Origin of the sequence: Streptomyces rubrogriseus, assembly GCF_027947575.1 — a bacterium.
GTDB lineage: Bacteria > Actinomycetota > Actinomycetes > Streptomycetales > Streptomycetaceae > Streptomyces > Streptomyces rubrogriseus.
In genome coordinates this window covers 1,867,142-1,883,426 of record NZ_CP116256.1, presented here as the reverse complement: position 1 = coordinate 1,883,426, position 16,285 = coordinate 1,867,142, and the positions used below count along the sequence as shown (strand labels likewise).

Here is a 16,285-nt window from a genome sequence, read left to right as displayed (position 1 = left end):
CTCCTGAATCGTGTGTGTCGTCGACGGGGATCGTGCTCCCACCCTATCCAGCCCCGGACACGGCGAAGGGCCCCGTCCGCAGAACGGAACGGGGCCCTTCGACCGTGGTGTGGCGACGCCGGAGGGTCAGTGGTGGCCGTGGCCGCTCGTGATCTCCTTGTACTCCTCGACGGTCGGCTTCGGAATCTGCGACTCCTCGCCGTAGTACGACTCGCTGAGCTTGGCACGGAGCTTCTGCGTGCCGCTCACCTTGCGCTCGACGCCGTTCTCGTCGACCGTCGGGCCGATCTCGGCCGGCTTGTACTGCTCGTGCGCCGTGAGCGTGTGCAGCTGCTCCTGGCTGAGCGGCTCGTGCACCTCGATGAACTCACCGTGCGGCAGGCGCTTGATGATGCCGGACTCGCGTCCGTGCAGCACCTTGTCCTTGTCCCGGCGCTGGAGGCCGAGGCAGATCCGCTTGGTGGCGATGAAGGCGACGACCGGTCCGACGAAGAACGCGATGCGGACGAACCAGGTGATCGCGTTGATCGACAGGTGGAAGTGGGTGGCCCACAGGTCGTTGCCGCCACCGATCAGCAGCACGAAGTAGACGGTCAGCCAGGCGACACCGAAGGCCGTACGGGTCGGGGCGTTGCGCGGGCGGTCCAGGATGTGGTGCTCGCGCTTGTCCCCGGTGACCCAGGACTCGATGAACGGGTAGACCGCGATCGCCGCCAGGACCAGCGGGAAGATCAGCAGCGGGACGAACACGCCCAGGACCAGTGTGTGGCCCCAGAAGTTGATCTCCCAGCCAGGCATCACCCGGATCAGGCCCTCGGAGAAGCCCATGTACCAGTCCGGCTGGGCGCCGGTGGAGACCTGGTCGGGCCGGTAGGGCCCGATGGCCCAGATCGGGTTGATCGTGGCGATGGCCGACACGACGGAGATCACACCGAAGACCAGGAAGAAGAAGCCGCCGGCCTTCGCCGTGTACACCGGCAGCAGCGGCATGCCGACGACGTTCTTGTTGGTCTTGCCGGGACCCGCGAACTGCGTGTGCTTGTGGTAGAAGACCAGGATCAGGTGGCCCACCAGCAGCCCGAGCATGATGCCCGGCAGCAGCAGGATGTGGATCGAGTAGAACCGGGACACGAAGTCGTGGCCGGGGAACTCGCCGCCGAACAGGAAGAACGAGATGTACGTGCCGACGATCGGCACGGACAGGATCGCGCCCTCCATGAAGCGGATACCGGTGCCCGAGAGCAGGTCGTCCGGGAGCGAGTAACCGGTGAAGCCGGTGAACATGCCGAGGACGAGCAGCAGGAAGCCGAACAGCCAGTTGACCTCGCGCGGCTTGCGGAACGCGCCGGTGAAGAAGACGCGCATCATGTGCACGAACATGCCGGCCAGGAAGATCAGCGCGGCCCAGTGGTGGATCTGCCGGATCAGCAGACCGCCGCGGACGTCGAAGCTGATGTCCAGAGTGGAGGCGTACGCCTCACTCATCATCTGGCCCTGCAGCGGCACGTACGAGCCGTGGTACTGGACCTCGGCCATCGACGGGTGGAAGAACAGCGTCAGGTACACACCCGTGAGGATGATGATGATGAAGCTGTAGAGGCAGACCTCACCCAGCATGAACGACCAGTGGTCGGGGAAGATCTTGCGCATGTTGGCCTTGGCCAGGGAGTAGATCCCCAGCCGGCCGTCGGCCCAGTCGGCGACGCGCTCGCCGGCCGGTGCCTTCCCGCGTGAGCGGGACGGTTCGTTTGCTGCAGTACTCATCCGCGCTCCCAGTAAGCAGGACCGACGGGCTCCTCGAAGTCGCCGAGCGCTTCGAGGTAACCCTCGTCGTTCACGCCGATGCGCAGCTGCGGCAGGGCGTGACCGGCGGGACCGAAGATGACCCGGGCACCGTCGGCAAGGTCGAAGGTGGACTGGTGGCAGGGGCAGAGCGCGTGGTGCGTCTGCTGCTCGTACAGGGAGATCGGGCAACCGACGTGGGTGCAGATCTTCGAGTACGCCACGATGCCCTCGTGCGACCACTCGAGCTCGCGCTTGTCCTTGATGGAGTCCGGCTCCAGCCGGATGATCATCAGGGCGGCCTTGGCGATCTCGTTCTGGAAGTCCTCGTCGTGCTCCTCCAGGCCCTCGGGCATGGCGAAGGTGAGCGAACCCACCGCGACGTCGGAGGGACGCAGCGGCTCGTTGGTGTTCATGTTGACGAGGAGCTTGCCCTTGGACCACAGGGTGTGGCGGAGCTTGGTCCCGGGCAGCGGACCGAGGTCGCGCAGCAGGACGACGCCGGAGAGCGGCACCAGGGTGAGCGCGCCCAGCATCGTGTTGCGGATCAGCTTGCGGCGCCCGATCACGGACTCCTTGGCGCCCTGCTTGAAGTCCGCGTGGACCTTGGCACGGACCTCGGGGGACGCCTCGATCGGGTGACGCTCGTCGGCGACCTCCTCGTCGGACATCAGGGTGCGGGCCCAGTGGACCGCGCCCGCGCCGATGGCGAACAGCGCGACGCCGAGCGTCATGCCGAGCGCGAAGTTCAGCGCACTGATGTGACCGAGCGGGAAGATGTAGACCGACTTGTCGACGTCGATCGCCACGAAGGCGGCGATGAAGGCGATGGTGGCCAGCATCGACAGCGTGAACAGCAGGGCGACCGTGCGCTCGGACCGCTTGGCGGCCCGCTCGTCGACGTCCTGGACCCGCGGCTCGTGGGGCGGCAGACCCGGGTCGGCGAACGGGTTGGTCTCGTCCGCGGGCCGGGCGGCCGCGCCGTGCGGGCGGTCCTGCTCTGCCGGCAGGTTCTCTTCTGGAATGTCTTGGCTACTCATGACTTCTTGGCCTTTGCGGTCCGAGCGGCGACCCAGACGGCGACGGCGATCAGCGCGCCCAGTCCGAACACCCAGGCGAACAGACCCTCACTGACCGGGCCGAGTCCGCCGAGGCTGAGACCACCGGGGCTCTCGGTGTCGTCACCGTTGACCGCGTCCAGGTAGGCGATGATGTCCTTCTTGTTCTGCTCCGACAGCGTGGTGTCGGGGAAGGAGGGCATGTTCTGCGGGCCGGTCTGCATGGCCTCGTAGATGTGCTTCGGGTCGACACCCTCGAGGCTCGGCGCGTACTTGCCGTGCGTCAGGGCGCCGCCCTTGCCGGTGAAGTTGTGGCACTGCGCGCAGTTGGTGCGGAACAGCTCGCCACCCTTGGCGATGTCCGCGCCCTCGGGGCCGTACTTCTCCTCCGAGGGGATCGCCGGACCGGCACCCAGCGACGCGATGTAGGCCGCGAGCTGGTCGATCTCCGCCTGGGAGTAGATGACCTTCTTCTTCGGCACCTGCGCGCCGGGCTGCTGGGCCGGCATGCGGCCGGTGCCCACCTGGAAGTCGACGGCCGCGGCGCCTACGCCGACCAGGCTCGGACCGTCGCTGGTGCCCTGCCCTCCGGTGCCGTGGCAACTGGCACAGCCGACGGCGTAGAGCTTCTTGCCCTCGTCGATGGCGAGGGACTGGGCGGATTCATCGGCCTGCGCCTTGCTCGCGGGTGCGAACGCGGCGTACAGCCCCCCTGTGCATGCCAGCGCGAGGAGTAGGACGACGAGGGCCGCCAGCGGATGGCGTCGTCGTGCGGAGAGCTTTTTCACGGATTACCCCGGTGTCAGGATCTTCTGCGTCGATGCTGTCGATGCTTCTGGTGTTGCGCGGGTGCGCGCCGCGACTACTTGATCAGGTAGATCGTGGCGAACAGGCCGATCCAGACCACATCGACGAAGTGCCAGTAGTAGGACACGACGATGGCGGCGGTCGCCTGCTCGTGGGTGAACCTCCGGGCCGCGTAGGTGCGGCCGAGGACCAGCAGGAAGGCGATCAGTCCGCCCGTCACGTGCAGTCCGTGGAAGCCGGTGGTCAGGTAGAACGCCGAGCCGTACGGGTCGGACGAGAGCGAGATGCCCTCGTGCTTGACCAGCTCGGTGTACTCGAACACCTGACCGCCGATGAAGATCGCACCCATCACGAAGGTGACGATGAACCACATCCGGAGCTTCTTCACGTCACCGCGCTCGGCCGCGAACACGCCGAGCTGGCAGGTGAGGGAGGAGAGCACCAGGATCGTGGTGTTCGTCGCGGAGAACGGGATGTTCAGCGCGTCGGCCTTCTCGGACCAGAAGTCCGGGCCGGTCACCGATCGCAGGGTGAAGTACATCGCGAAGAGGGCCGCGAAGAACATCAGCTCGGAACTCAACCAGATGATGGTTCCGACGCTGGTGAGGTTCGGCCGGTTGACCGACGGGTGCGCGTGCCCGGTTTCTACTGTCGTTGCTGTCGCCACGACCGACATTATGTCGGTCGCTTATCCCGCCCTCACCCCGGGGGGTGCCGTTCGGTGTGTTCCCCCTGCTTGTACGGCCCGGATGGCCCATCGAACGGCCCGTCGAAGCCCTGTCCGAACCAGTGCTGACGGGACGTTCGAGGGAGTAGCATCCGCCCCAACGGGCTACGACAGCCTTCACCGGTCTCACCGCGTATCGGAGGAAGCATGCAGGCGACCGCCACGGTGCTGGTCTACAGCGACGACTCCAACACCCGCGAACAGGTGCGGCTCGCGACCGGCCGCCGGCCGGCTCCGGACGTGCCCGTGGTCGAGTTCGTGGAGTGCGCCACCCCGGCCGCCGTGCTCAAGGAGCTGGACCGGGGCGGGATCGACGTCTGCGTCCTGGACGGCGAGGCCGTGCCCATGGGCGGGATGGGCATGTGCCGTCAGATCAAGGACGAGGTCTTCCAGTGCCCGCCGGTGCTGCTGCTCATCGCGCGGCCGCAGGACGCGTGGCTGGCCACGTGGAGCCGGGCTGAGGCGGCTGTGACGCTGCCGGTGGAGCCGGTGGAGTTCGCGGGTGCGCTGGCCGCGCTGCTGCGGGAGAAGCGGCTGCAGGGGGTGTAGGGGCGCCTCTCAGCTCGGGGGTGCGGGTAGCGTTGGCGTCTGCGGCGCCGTCGTGGTTTCTCGCGCAGTTCCCCGCGCCCCTGGGACGCTGCCCCCAGGCGCCTCTAGACGCTCTCCGGTCTCAGCCTCGCCTGGTCCTCCGTGCCGGACGCGTTGCCGGTGCCCGTGAGGGCGCTGCCCGTGCGCCACTTGGTCCAGTCCATGTTCCAGTCGCCGAAGCCGTTGCCGAAGGGTTCCATCGTTTCGCCGCCGGAGTTGACGACCTCGACGAGGTCGCCCTCCTGGACCGTGTTGAAGAACCACTCCGCGCTGTCGGTGCTCATGCCGACGCAGCCGTGGCTGACGTTGGCGATGCCCTGCGAGCCCACGGACCAGGGGGCGGCGTGCACGTACTCGCCGCTCCAGGTCACCCGGGTGGCCCAGTAGACCGGCAGGTCGTACGACTCCGAGGAGCCCTCGGCGATGCCGACGGTGGTGCTGCGCATGCGTACGAAGGATTCCTTGCCGAGGACGACCTTGACCCCGTTGCGGGTCTCGAAGCCGGGCTTGCCGGTGGTGACCGGGATCTGCCGGATCTCCTCACCGTCCTTGAAGACCGTCAGCGTGTGCGCGGAGGCGTCGGTGACGGCCACGACTCGGTCGTCGGTGGTGATCTTCAGGGGCTTCGCCTTGCCGCCCCACATCCGGTCGCCGATCTTGATGCCGTCCAGGGTGCTGTGGACCTTGACGGTGGCGTGGGCGGGCCAGTACTCCTCGGGCCGGTAGTGGAGCTTCTTGTCGTCCACCCAGTACCAGGCGCCCCGCACGGAGGGGGTGGAGTCGACCTTCAGGGCGCGCTCCACTATGGCCCGCTGCGCCGGGTCCCGGACCGGCTGGCTCAGCTCCGCCGTGATGGGCTGACCGACGCCGTACGCGCCCGCCTTGGGCCCGAAGGTGACGTCCAGGGTCTTCTTCGCGCCGGGCTTGCCGGTCTCGAAGGTGAGCACCTTGCGGCCGGGCGCGCCGTCGCCGTCCTCGGTGCTGACCCGCACCGTGTAGCTGGCGTTGGCCGCCAGCGGCGAGGTGCTGTGCCAGCGGGCGCCGTCGGCGGACAGCTCGCCCGCGACGTGGCGTCCGGCCGCGTCCATGGCCGTGACGTCCGTGATGCGCCCGTCGGCGCCCTCGGCGACCACCTCCAGGGGTTTGTCCGGGTCGGCCTTCTTCCCGGCGTCCGTGGGGCCGTTGAAGGAGATCTGGCCGGCCGCGTCGTAGGGCGTGGCCGACAGCGGGTTGTCGTCGTCGCCGAGGCAGGCGGTGCCGCTCGCGCCGAGGGCGATCACCAGCAGGGTGCAGCCGACGACCGTACGCCCCCGCGCCTGGAAGTGAACCGTGTTGCTCATGGCCTCACGCTAGGGAGAGACGTCAGCGGCGGCGCGGTGGGTAAGCCGGAAGGGTGAGGGGCCGTACGGCAGACGAAGGGGCCCGGACGCTCCTGGCGGAGTGTCCGGGCCCCTTCGCGCTCGACGCGTGCTACTGGGTCCGCGTGCTACTGGGTGCGGTTCTCACCGCGGTAGTACTCGAAGACCCAGCCGAACAGGCCGACCATGAGGATCGGTGCCGAGAAGTACATGACCCACCAGCCGACGGCGATGCCCAGAAAGGCGAGGGCGCCACCGACGGCGAGGGACAGCGGCTGCCAGCTGTGCGGGCTGAAGAACCCGACCTCGCCGGCGTCGTCCGCGACGTCCGCCTCCATGTCGTCCTGCGCACCCGCGTCGACCCGCCGCGCCGTGAAGGCGAGGTAGAAGCCGATCATGATGGCCAGGCCGAAGGCCAGGAAGAGGGCCGTGGTACCGGCCGGCTCCTTGGACCAGTAGCCGTAGACAACCGCCACGGCGAGGATGAAGACGCTCAACCAGATGAACATCTTGCCCTGGATCTTCACTTCCCGGCCTCCTTGCCGCCGGCGAGGGCCTTCTCACCGTGGCCGACGTTCTCCAGCTGGTCGATCGCGGAGATCTCGGGGTGGTGCAGGTCGAAGGCGGGGGATTCACTGCGGATGCGCGGCAGCGTGAGGAAGTTGTGCCGCGGCGGCGGGCAGGAGGTCGCCCACTCCAGCGAACGGCCGTAGCCCCACGGGTCGTCCACCTCGATCTTCTTGCCGTACTTGGCGGTCTTCCAGATGTTGTAGAAGAACGGCAGTATCGACATGCCGAGCAGGAACGAGCTGATCGTCGAGATCGTGTTCAGGGCGGTGAAGCCGTCGGCTGCCAGGTAGTCGGCGTAACGACGCGGCATGCCCTCGGCACCCAGCCAGTGCTGGACCAGGAACGTGCCGTGGAAGCCGACGAACAGCGTCCAGAAGGTGATCTTGCCCAGGCGCTCGTCCAGCATCTTGCCGGTGAACTTCGGCCACCAGAAGTGGAAGCCGGCGAACATCGCGAACACCACGGTGCCGAAGACCACGTAGTGGAAGTGCGCCACCACGAAGTACGAGTCGGAGACGTGGAAGTCCAGCGGCGGCGAGGCGAGGATGACACCGGTCAGACCACCGAAGAGGAAGGTGATCAGGAAGCCGGTGGACCACAGCATCGGTGTCTCGAAGGACAGCGAGCCCTTCCACATGGTGCCGATCCAGTTGAAGAACTTCACACCGGTCGGGACCGCGATCAGGAAGGTCATGAAGGAGAAGAACGGCAACAGCACGCCGCCCGTGACGTACATGTGGTGGGCCCACACCGTCACCGACAGACCCGCGATCGCGATCGTCGCGCCGATCAGACCCATGTAGCCGAAGATCGGCTTGCGGGAGAAGACCGGGATGATCTCACTGACGATGCCGAAGAACGGCAGCGCGATGATGTACACCTCTGGATGCCCGAAGAACCAGAAGAGGTGTTGCCACAGCAAGGCCCCGCCGTTGGACGAGTCGAAGATGTGGGCACCGAACTTGCGGTCGGCCTCCAGCGCGAACAGGGCCGCGGCCAGCACCGGGAAGGCCAGCAGGACCAGCACACCGGTCAGCAGCACGTTCCAGGTGAAGATCGGCATGCGGAACATGGTCATGCCGGGCGCGCGCATGCAGATGATCGTGGTGATGAAGTTGACCGAGCCGAGGATGGTGCCGAAGCCGGAGAAGGCCAGGCCCATGATCCACAGGTCTCCGCCGATGCCGGGCGAGTGCACCGCGTCGGACAGCGGCGAGTAGGCGAACCAACCGAAGTCGGCCGCGCCCTGCGGGGTCAGGAACCCGCCCACCGCGATGGTCGAGCCGAACAGGTACAGCCAGTAGGCGAACATGTTCAGCCGGGGGAACGCCACGTCCGGCGCGCCGATCTGCAGCGGCATGATCCAGTTCGCGAAGCCCGCGAACAGCGGCGTCGCGAACATCAGCAGCATGATCGTGCCGTGCATCGTGAACGCCTGGTTGAACTGCTCGTTCGACATGATCTGCAGACCAGGTCGAGCCAGCTCGGCGCGCATGAAGAGCGCCATCACGCCGCCGATCACGAAGAACGCGAACGACGTCACCAGGTACATCGTGCCGATCGTCTTGTGGTCAGTGGTCGTGAGCCACTTGATCACGACGTTGCCGGGCTGCTTGCGCCGTACCGGCAGCTCGTTCTCGTACGAGTCCTCCGCTGCCGAGGCACCCTGGGGTTCGTTGAGGATGCTCACAGGTTGTTCGTCTCCCGGTTCTTCTCGTGGCTCGTCTGAGCGATGCCCGCGGGAACGTAACCGGTCTGCCCCTTCTTCGCGAGGTCCTGGAGGTGCTGCTCGTAGCGCTCCGGGGAGACGACCTTGACGTTGAACAGCATCCGGGAGTGGTCCACGCCGCACAGCTCGGCGCACTTGCCCAGGAAGGTCCCCTCCTTGTTGGGGGTCACCTCGAAGGCGTTGGTGTGGCCCGGAATCACGTCCTGCTTCATGAGGAACGGCACCACCCAGAAGGAGTGGATGACGTCACGCGAGGTCAGGACGAAGCGGACCGTCTTGCCCTTGGGGAGCCAGAGGGTCGGGCCGGGGTTGCCGGTCTGCGGGTTCTCCGTACCGGGGGTACCGCAGTCGTAGACACCGCCGGCGTTGGCCGGGAAGTCCTCGATGAACCGGTCCGGGATGCCGGCCAGTTCCTTGGAGGTCTTGGCGTCGCCGGTGGAGCCCGGGACGTCCTCGATGTGGTTGAAGCACCAGCTCCACTGGAAGCCGACCACGTTGACCGTGAGGTCGGGCTTCTTGTTGAGGCTCATGAGATCGGACTCGTCACGCGCGGTGAAGTAGAACAGCACCGAGACGATGACGAGCGGAACCATGGTGTACAGCGCCTCGATGGGCAGGTTGTACCTGGTCTGTGGAGGGACCTCGACCTTGGTGCGGCTGCGCCGGTGGAAGAAGACACTCCACAGGATCAGGCCCCACACCAGCACGCCGGTGGCCAGCGCGGCTGCCCATGAGCCCTGCCACAGGGAGAGGATCCGCGGAGCCTCTTCCGTGGTGGGGGTGGGCATGCCGAGGCGGGGGAAGTCCTCGTATGTGCAACCGGTGGCGGTCGCCAGGACCAGGCCCGCGGTCAGTGCCTGCAGCAGCTTCCGCCGCATCGGGCGCCGCGGCGAGCGGTCGGAGCCGTTGGGACTCACGTAGCGCCTTCCCGAGAGTCTCGCCCGCGCGGTTGGCTGCGGCCTGCCTTCTCGCTGGTCGGTCGCCGCCCTGCGTCGGGCAGGGGTTTGATGTTTATGCGGACCAAACCCTAGCCGACGCCATCCGGGGGGTCGCGGGGAGGGTGGCATACGCGCCGGGGGTCACTCTTTAAGGGTGGGATGGGGGCGCCTACGGGACGGGGAGGTGCGGTTTCGTGGGCGGCTGACGGTGCGTCGTGGCTTGTCGCGCCCACGCGGCGGAGCCGCACATGTCACAGCCCCGCGCCCCTGGCGGGGCGCTACAGCCCCCGGCGTTCTAGCGTTGGCGTGTGGCTTACTTCGATGCTGCTTCCGCTGCTCCCCTTCATCCCGTTGCCCGGCAGGCGCTGTTGGCGTCTCTCGACGAGGGGTGGGCCGATCCTGCTCGGCTGTACCGCGAAGGGCGGCGAGCGCGGTTGCTGCTCGATGCCGCTCGGGAGGCGATGGCCGAGTGCGTGGGGTGTCGGCCGGACGAGTTGGTGTTCACTCCTTCGGGGACGCGGGCGGTGCATTCAGGGGTTGCGGGGGCGCTGGCCGGGCGGCGCCGCGTCGGACGCCACCTGATCGTGTCAGCCGTCGAACACTCCTCCGTACTGCATGCGGCCGAGGCGCACGAGGCCGGCGGCGGGAGTCTCACGCAGGTGGGCGTGGACCGCGCGGGCGCGGTCGACCCGGCGGCGTACGCGGCGGCCCTGGGCGAGGACACGGCGCTGGCCTGTCTCCAGTCGGCCAACCACGAGGTGGGCACCGAGCAGCCGGTGTCCCGGGTGGCCGAGGCCTGCCGGGCCGCGGGTGTGCCGCTGCTGGTGGACGCGGCCCAGTCGCTGGGCTGGGGGCGGGTCGAGGGCGACTGGTCGTTGCTGACCGGCAGCGCCCACAAGTGGGGCGGACCCTCGGGGGTGGGGCTGCTCGCCGTGCGCAAGGGTGTCCGGTTCGCGCCCCAAGGGCCCGGGGACGAGCGGGAGTCGGGGCGGGCGCCCGGCTTCGAGAACCTGCCGGCGATCGTGGCCGCGGCGGCGTCGCTGCGGGCGGTGCGGGCCGAGGCCGCGGCGGAGGCGGCCCGGCTGCGGGAGCTGACGGAGCGGATCCGGTCCCGGGTGCCGGAGCTGGTGCCGGACGTGGAGGTGGTCGGCGATCCCTCGCGCCGGCTGCCCGGGATCGTCACCTTCTCGTGTCTCTATGTCGACGGGGAGACCCTGCTGCACGAGCTGGACCGCGCCGGCTTCTCCGTGTCGTCCGGATCGTCCTGCACGAGCAGCACGCTGACGCCGAGCCACGTCCTGCGGGCGATGGGGGTGCTCAGCGAGGGCAACGTCCGGGTGTCGCTGCCGGCCGGGACCCCGGCCGAGGACGTCGAGCGGTTCCTGGAGGTACTTCCGGGCACGGTGGCCGCGGTGCGCGAGAAGCTGGGGGCGCCGGCCGCGACGGAGAACGTCCGCGCGGCCGGCCCCGGCCTCGTCGTGGACGCGCTGGGCCGGCGCTGCCCCATTCCGGTGATCGAACTGGCCAAGGTCATCGGCGACGTCCCCGTCGGCGCCACCGTCCGCGTCCTCTCCGACGACGAGGCGGCCCGCCTGGACATCCCGGCGTGGTGCGAGATGCGGGGCCAGGAGTACGTGGGCGAGGAACCGGCGGAGAGAGGAACGGCTTACCTGGTCCGCCGGACGAGCTGACTCACTCAGGGGCGCGGGGCTGTGTCGATGTGCGGCTCCGCCGCGTGGGCGCGAACAACCACGACGCACCCGCACCCGACAGCGCGCCTCGCGAGGCAACCGAATAGTCGCCCCCCGAAATCAGCCCAGGTGCGCCTGAACCTCCCCCGCGGCCTCGTCCCCGTACGCCTTCGTGAACCGCTCCATGAAGTGCCCGCGCCGCAGCTGGTACTCCTGCGTACCGACCGTCTCGATGACGAGCGTCGCCAGCATGCACCCGACCTGCGCGGCCCGCTCCAGCGAGACGCCCCACGCCAGTCCCGACAGGAACCCCGCGCGGAAGGCGTCGCCGACACCCGTGGGGTCGGCCTTGCGCTCCTCGTCGGGGACGCCGACCTCGATGGTCTCCCCGCCGGCCCGCTCGATGCGCACGCCCCGCGCGCCGAGGGTGGTGACGCGGTGGCCGACCCGGTCGAGGATCTCGGCGTCGCTCCAGCCGGTCTTGGTCTCGATGAGCCCCTTCTCGTACTCGTTGGAGAAGAGGTAGGTCGCCCCGTCCAGCAGTATCCGGATCTCGTCGCCGTTCATCCGGGCGATCTGCTGGGAGAAGTCCGCGGCGAACGGGATGGACCGTGCGCGGCACTCCTCGGTGTGCCGGAGCATCGCCTCCGGGTCGTCCGCGCCGATGGAGACCAGGTCCAGGCCGCCCACCCGGTCGGCGACGGTCTTCAGCTCGATGAGGCGGGCCTCGCTCATGGCGCCCGTGTAGAAGGAGCCGATCTGGTTGTGGTCGGCGTCGGTGGTGCAGACGAAGCGGGCGGTGTGCAGGGTCTCGGAGATGCGGACCGAGTCGGTGTCGACGCCGTGCCGGTCGAGCCAGGCCCGGTACTCGTCGAAGTCCGAGCCGGCCGCGCCGACCAGGACGGGACGGGTGCCGAGCTGACCCATGCCGAAGGCGATGTTCGCGGCTACGCCGCCCCGGCGTACGTCCAGCTGGTCGACCAGGAAGGAGAGCGAGACCGTGTGCAGCTGGTCCGCGACGAGCTGGTCCGAGAAGCGGCCGGGGAAGGTCATGAGGTGGTCGGTGGCGATGGAGCCGGTGACTGCGATGCGCACGGCGTGGACTCTCTCCTGAGGGGAGGCGGGTTGACGGTTCACGCTACCCGGCGGCACCGTCAGGCTGAAGCAGGCGAAACTACCCGGTAGTACAACTTTCTTCGCGGCGCGGGACGTGCCTACGGTTCTGTTATGACGAACCTGAGGACCGTCGACCCCGCTCCGGCCGACCTGGACGGCGACCTGGCGTCGCTGCGCGGCGACTGCGCCCGGATGACTCCGCGCTGGTCGGCGCCCGCCGGCGCCTCCGCCCGGCCGGTGCCGCTCGCCCTCATCCACGGCGTCCGGGTGCCGCCGGCCTCGGCCCGGTTGCTGGAGGCGATGTCCGACTACGGCGACTGAGCGGCCGCCGGGCGGCCTCGGGGCCGTTCGGGCGAAGCGCGCCGTCACCGGGAACCGGATCCCGGCCCACCGCGTCCCATCGCTGTCCCCAGCAACAGCCGAAGGAGCGATGCGGTGAACACCGAGCGACCCGACAACGACGACGCCGCCGACGAGGCCGGCGGCGGGCGTCCCGCGCGGCGGCGCCCCCGGGCGGTCGCGGTCGCGTCGGTCGCCGCCGCCGTGCTGCTGATGGGTGGCGGCGGCGCCTACCTGGCCACGTCCGCCACCGGGGACGACACGGACGGCGGTACGGCGTCCGGGGCCTCGGGCGACGACACGCCCCCGCCGCTCCCCCTCGACGACCACGGGGCGTCGTCCCCGGAGGGCGGCCCGAACGGCATCGCGCCGGGCGAACCGAACCCGTACGGCGTCACCTACCGCGCCGACGGGCCGCTCCCCGAGGGCCCCGGCTCGGCGCCCGTGTACCGGGCGAAGGGCGACGTCACCGAGGCCGAGGTGGCCCGGCTGGCCGAGGCGCTGGGCGTCGAGGGCGCGCCCCGTACCCAGGGCGAGGCGTGGAAGGTCGGCAACGCGAAGGACGGTTCCGGGCCGCTGCTCACGGTGAGCCGTCAGGCACCGGGCACCTGGACCTTCCACCGCTACGCGCCCGGCACCGACAACTGCAAGAAGGGGCCGGTCTGCAAGGCCCCCTCCGCCGACGGGAACCCGGTGGGCGAGGCGGCCGCGAAGAAGGCGGCGGCACCGGTGCTGAAGGCGCTGGGCCAGGACGACGCCAAGCTCGACGCGAGCCAGGTGATGGGCGCCGGACGGGCCGTGAACGCGGAACCCGAGGTGGGCGGGCTGCCCTCGTACGGCTGGACGACGGGGATCGTCGTCGGGGCGCAGGGCGAGGTGGTCGGCGGCAGCGGCCGGACGAAGGCACCGGTCAAGGGGGACACGTACCCCGTCCTGAACGCGGAGGAGACGCTGGCGCTGCTGAACGCGCCGGGTGCCGGTTCCGGCGCCGGTGGTGCCGGGGGCATCGGCGGCTGCGCCAGTCCCGTACCGCATCAGGACGGGGCGGACACGCCCTGCGCGCCGCCGACCGGTGCTCCGGAGCGGCCCGGGGCGGGGAAGAGGCAGACCGCCACGGTCGAGGACGCGGTGTTCGGCCTGGCCGCGCATCCGGTGCGGGGGCAGCAGACGCTGGTGCCGTCCTGGCTGTTCGAGGTGCGGGCGCCGGGGGCGCGGGACGCGGTGACGGTCACTTATCCCGCGGTCGAGCCGAGGTTCCTGACCACGGCGGCCCCCGCCACGCCGCCCACCTCCCCGTCGGCCCCGGACGGGCCGACCGCCGGGCCCGGGGAGCCGCGGGACGTCCGGGTGAGCGGCTACACGGCTGCCGACGGCGAGCTGACCGTGCACTTCACGGGCGGGGTGTGCTCCGACTACGACGCGAAGGCGAAGGAGAGCGGCGGGAAGGTGACCGTCACGGTGACCGAGACCCCGCATCCGGACCAGGTGTGCATCCTGATCGCCAAGGAGTACGAGCGGACGGTGCCGCTCGACGAGCCGCTCGGCGACCGGACGGTCGTGGGCTCGGACGGCAAGGACGTCCCGGTGCACAAGCCGGGCGCGCGGCTGCCGGCTCCGTCCGGGGCCGGGTGACACCGCACCCGAGGGACGGCGGAAGGGCGGTGGCCCGGGGACGAACCCCGGGCCACCGCCCTTCTCGCACTCGGGTGCGGCGCGACTCCGCCCGCCGGCGGTCAGCTGAAGGAGTCGCCGCAGGCGCAGGAGCCGGTCGCGTTCGGGTTGTCGATCGTGAAGCCCTGCTTCTCGATGGTGTCCACGAAGTCGACGGTGGCGCCGCCCAGGTACGGGGCGCTCATGCGGTCGGTGGTGACCTTCACGCCACCGAAGTCCTTGACCACGTCACCGTCGAGGGAGCGCTCGTCGAAGAAGAGCTGGTAACGCAGGCCGGAGCAGCCGCCGGGCTGGACGGCGACGCGCAGCGCCAGGTCGTCGCGGCCTTCCTGGTCGAGCAGGGCCTTGACCTTGGCCGCGGCGGCGTCGGTCAGGATGATGCCGTCGGTGACGGTGGTGGTCTCGTCCGATACGGACATCTACATCTCTCCCGGGTTGTACGGAGACTGCTTGCCGACGGTTTCAACCGACGGAGCCGCGGATTCATTCCGGGCGGGACCGAGTCTTTGTCCTCGGCGCTCCCTTCATGCTCGCACATGCCCGCGCAGACGGTCAGCGGCTGTGGAAGGCCGCTCGGGCACCGGGATTCATGTCACACCGACACTATGGACATCGTCAAAGTGACGTGAACCGGTTATGATATATAGCGTCAGTTCGACGAAAAGGGTCGACGAAACTAGAAAGGGTGCGTGTCGTGACCACCGCCCAAACCCAGGAGCTCGACGTACAGCCGACGCCCCTCGCCCTGCTGCTGCTCGGCCGCGAGGCCGACCCGAGGAGCGAGCGCGGTGTGGAGTGTCCCGGTGACCTGCCCTCGCCCTCCGACCCGGACCTGGTCGCACGCGCCCGCGCGGCCAAGGAGAAGCTCGGTGACAAGGTCTTCGTGCTCGGTCACCACTACCAGCGCGACGAGGTCATCCAGTTCGCCGATGTCACGGGCGACTCCTTCAAGCTGGCCCGGGACGCGGCGGCGCGCCCGGAAGCCGAGTACATCGTCTTCTGCGGTGTGCACTTCATGGCGGAGTCGGCCGACATCCTGACCTCGAACGACCAGAAGGTGGTCCTGCCCGACCTGGCGGCCGGGTGCTCGATGGCCGACATGGCCACGGCCGAGCAGGTCGCCGAGTGCTGGGACGTGCTGACCGAGGCCGGGATCGCCGAGCAGGTCGTGCCCGTGTCGTACATGAACTCGTCGGCGGACATCAAGGCGTTCACCGGCAAGCACGGCGGCACCATCTGCACCTCCTCCAACGCCGAGCGCGCCCTGAACTGGGCGTTCGAGCAGGGCGAGAAGGTCCTCTTCCTGCCCGACCAGCACCTGGGCCGCAACACGGCGGTGCGGGACCTGGGCATGTCCCTGGAGGACTGCGTCGTCTACAACCCGCACCGGCCGAACGGCGGGCTGACGGCGCAGGAGCTGCGCGACGCGAAGATGATCCTGTGGCGGGGCCACTGCTCGGTGCACGGCCGCTTCAGCCTCGACTCGGTCAACGACGTGCGCGAGCGCATACCGGGTGTGAACGTCCTGGTGCACCCGGAGTGCAAGCACGAGGTCGTCGCCGCCGCCGACTACGTCGGCTCGACCGAGTACATCATCAAGGCCCTGGAGGCGGCCCCGGCCGGTTCCAAGTGGGCCATCGGCACCGAGCTGAACCTGGTCCGCCGCCTGGCGAACCGTTTCGCCGCCGAGGACAAGGAGATCGTCTTCCTCGACAAGACGGTCTGCTTCTGCTCGACCATGAACCGCATCGACCTCCCCCACCTGGTCTGGACGCTGGAGTCCCTCGCCGAGGGCACGCTGGTCAACCGCATCGAGGTGGACCAGGAGACGGAGGCGTTCGCGAAGCTGGCCCTGGAGCGCATGCTGGCGCTTCCGTAGGCGGTTCTCGCAGCGGCAGAGCACCGAGGGTG

At 69.2% G+C, this 16,285-nt stretch carries 15 protein-coding genes; 5 read left to right on the top strand and 10 right to left on the bottom strand.

The features are described 5' to 3' along the window. Window positions 1-126 precede the first annotated feature (126 nt). The 4 genes from qcrB to ctaE all read right to left on the bottom strand — a co-directional run bounded on the left by qcrB (window position 127) and on the right by ctaE (window position 4,323). Window positions 127-1,764, bottom strand: a complete 1,638-nt coding sequence (gene qcrB / locus Sru02f_RS08205; protein ID WP_109031781.1) for a cytochrome bc1 complex cytochrome b subunit — start codon at window positions 1,762-1,764, stop codon at window positions 127-129. After that, window positions 1,761-2,822 carry a cytochrome bc1 complex Rieske iron-sulfur subunit gene (gene qcrA, locus Sru02f_RS08200; protein ID WP_003976666.1) on the bottom strand — a complete coding sequence of 354 codons (1,062 nt, stop codon included), beginning with the start codon at window positions 2,820-2,822 and terminating at the stop codon, window positions 1,761-1,763. Before qcrA ends, qcrB begins: the two co-directional genes overlap by 4 nt. After that, entirely contained in the window at window positions 2,819-3,628 is an 810-nt protein-coding gene (gene qcrC, locus Sru02f_RS08195; RefSeq protein ID WP_003976665.1) for a cytochrome bc1 complex diheme cytochrome c subunit, read from the bottom strand. The genes qcrA and qcrC overlap by 4 nt, the downstream gene beginning before the upstream one ends. Window positions 3,629-3,702: 74 nt before the next feature. Beyond that, window positions 3,703-4,323, bottom strand: a complete 621-nt coding sequence (gene ctaE, locus Sru02f_RS08190; RefSeq protein WP_003976664.1) for an aa3-type cytochrome oxidase subunit III — start codon at window positions 4,321-4,323, stop codon at window positions 3,703-3,705. A gap of 198 nt (window positions 4,324-4,521) precedes the next feature. Here ctaE and Sru02f_RS08185 point away from each other — a divergent pair, with 198 nt between their 5' ends. Then, the gene (locus Sru02f_RS08185) at window positions 4,522-4,923 is read left to right on the top strand and encodes a response regulator (RefSeq protein WP_109031780.1); all 402 of its coding nucleotides are present in this window, start codon (window positions 4,522-4,524) and stop codon (window positions 4,921-4,923) included. A gap of 104 nt (window positions 4,924-5,027) precedes the next feature. Here the strand turns inward: Sru02f_RS08185 and Sru02f_RS08180 are convergent, their stop codons facing one another. The 4 genes from Sru02f_RS08180 to ctaC form a co-directional block, all read right to left on the bottom strand. Further along, complete coding sequence (locus tag Sru02f_RS08180; RefSeq protein ID WP_109031779.1) at window positions 5,028-6,302, bottom strand: L,D-transpeptidase; 1,275 nt, start codon at window positions 6,300-6,302, stop codon at window positions 5,028-5,030. Between the two features lie 146 nt (window positions 6,303-6,448). Then, window positions 6,449-6,847 (bottom strand): cytochrome c oxidase subunit 4, encoded by a 399-nt coding sequence (locus tag Sru02f_RS08175; protein ID WP_109031778.1) that lies wholly within the window; start codon window positions 6,845-6,847, stop codon window positions 6,449-6,451. Then, window positions 6,844-8,580: an aa3-type cytochrome oxidase subunit I gene (gene ctaD, locus Sru02f_RS08170; protein WP_003976660.1), complete on the bottom strand. Its 1,737-nt coding sequence runs from the start codon at window positions 8,578-8,580 to the stop codon at window positions 6,844-6,846. The genes Sru02f_RS08175 and ctaD overlap by 4 nt, the downstream gene beginning before the upstream one ends. After that, the gene (gene ctaC, locus Sru02f_RS08165) at window positions 8,577-9,536 is read right to left on the bottom strand and encodes an aa3-type cytochrome oxidase subunit II (protein ID WP_011028168.1); all 960 of its coding nucleotides are present in this window, start codon (window positions 9,534-9,536) and stop codon (window positions 8,577-8,579) included. Before ctaC ends, ctaD begins: the two co-directional genes overlap by 4 nt. Before the next feature lie 329 nt (window positions 9,537-9,865). Between ctaC and Sru02f_RS08160 the strand changes: the two genes are divergently transcribed. After that, window positions 9,866-11,248, top strand: a complete 1,383-nt coding sequence (locus Sru02f_RS08160; protein WP_109031777.1) for a cysteine desulfurase/sulfurtransferase TusA family protein — start codon at window positions 9,866-9,868, stop codon at window positions 11,246-11,248. A 120-nt stretch (window positions 11,249-11,368) separates the two neighbouring features. Here the strand turns inward: Sru02f_RS08160 and Sru02f_RS08155 are convergent, their stop codons facing one another. After that, window positions 11,369-12,343, bottom strand: coding sequence for a carbohydrate kinase family protein (locus Sru02f_RS08155; protein ID WP_016326033.1), 975 nt, complete (start codon window positions 12,341-12,343; stop codon window positions 11,369-11,371). A gap of 132 nt (window positions 12,344-12,475) precedes the next feature. Between Sru02f_RS08155 and Sru02f_RS08150 the strand changes: the two genes are divergently transcribed. Both Sru02f_RS08150 and Sru02f_RS08145 read left to right on the top strand, forming a co-directional pair. After that, window positions 12,476-12,685 (top strand): hypothetical protein, encoded by a 210-nt coding sequence (locus tag Sru02f_RS08150; RefSeq protein WP_109031776.1) that lies wholly within the window; start codon window positions 12,476-12,478, stop codon window positions 12,683-12,685. A gap of 114 nt (window positions 12,686-12,799) precedes the next feature. Continuing rightward, window positions 12,800-14,335, top strand: coding sequence for a hypothetical protein (locus Sru02f_RS08145; protein WP_109031775.1), 1,536 nt, complete (start codon window positions 12,800-12,802; stop codon window positions 14,333-14,335). Between the two features lie 101 nt (window positions 14,336-14,436). Here the strand turns inward: Sru02f_RS08145 and Sru02f_RS08140 are convergent, their stop codons facing one another. Continuing rightward, the gene (locus Sru02f_RS08140) at window positions 14,437-14,793 is read right to left on the bottom strand and encodes an iron-sulfur cluster assembly accessory protein (protein WP_003976654.1); all 357 of its coding nucleotides are present in this window, start codon (window positions 14,791-14,793) and stop codon (window positions 14,437-14,439) included. Window positions 14,794-15,068: 275 nt separating this feature from the next. Between Sru02f_RS08140 and nadA the strand changes: the two genes are divergently transcribed. Further along, a complete protein-coding gene (nadA, locus tag Sru02f_RS08135; RefSeq protein ID WP_109032094.1) occupies window positions 15,069-16,253 on the top strand; it encodes a quinolinate synthase NadA in 1,185 nt (394 codons plus the stop codon). Window positions 16,254-16,285 lie beyond the last annotated feature (32 nt).

What these genes read in the sequence shown, in the direction of transcription:
- Sru02f_RS08185 (WP_109031780.1), top strand. Translation starts at nt 4,522, where the DNA reads ATGCAGGCGACCGCCACGGTGCTGGTCTACAGCGACGACTCCAACACC.
- qcrB (WP_109031781.1), bottom strand. Translation starts at nt 1,764, where the DNA reads ATGAGTACTGCAGCAAACGAACCGTCCCGCTCACGCGGGAAGGCACCG.
- Sru02f_RS08140 (WP_003976654.1), bottom strand. Translation starts at nt 14,793, where the DNA reads ATGTCCGTATCGGACGAGACCACCACCGTCACCGACGGCATCATCCTG.
- ctaE (WP_003976664.1), bottom strand. Translation starts at nt 4,323, where the DNA reads ATGTCGGTCGTGGCGACAGCAACGACAGTAGAAACCGGGCACGCGCAC.
- qcrA (WP_003976666.1), bottom strand. Translation starts at nt 2,822, where the DNA reads ATGAGTAGCCAAGACATTCCAGAAGAGAACCTGCCGGCAGAGCAGGAC.
- Sru02f_RS08180 (WP_109031779.1), bottom strand. Translation starts at nt 6,302, where the DNA reads ATGAGCAACACGGTTCACTTCCAGGCGCGGGGGCGTACGGTCGTCGGC.
- Sru02f_RS08150 (WP_109031776.1), top strand. Translation starts at nt 12,476, where the DNA reads ATGACGAACCTGAGGACCGTCGACCCCGCTCCGGCCGACCTGGACGGC.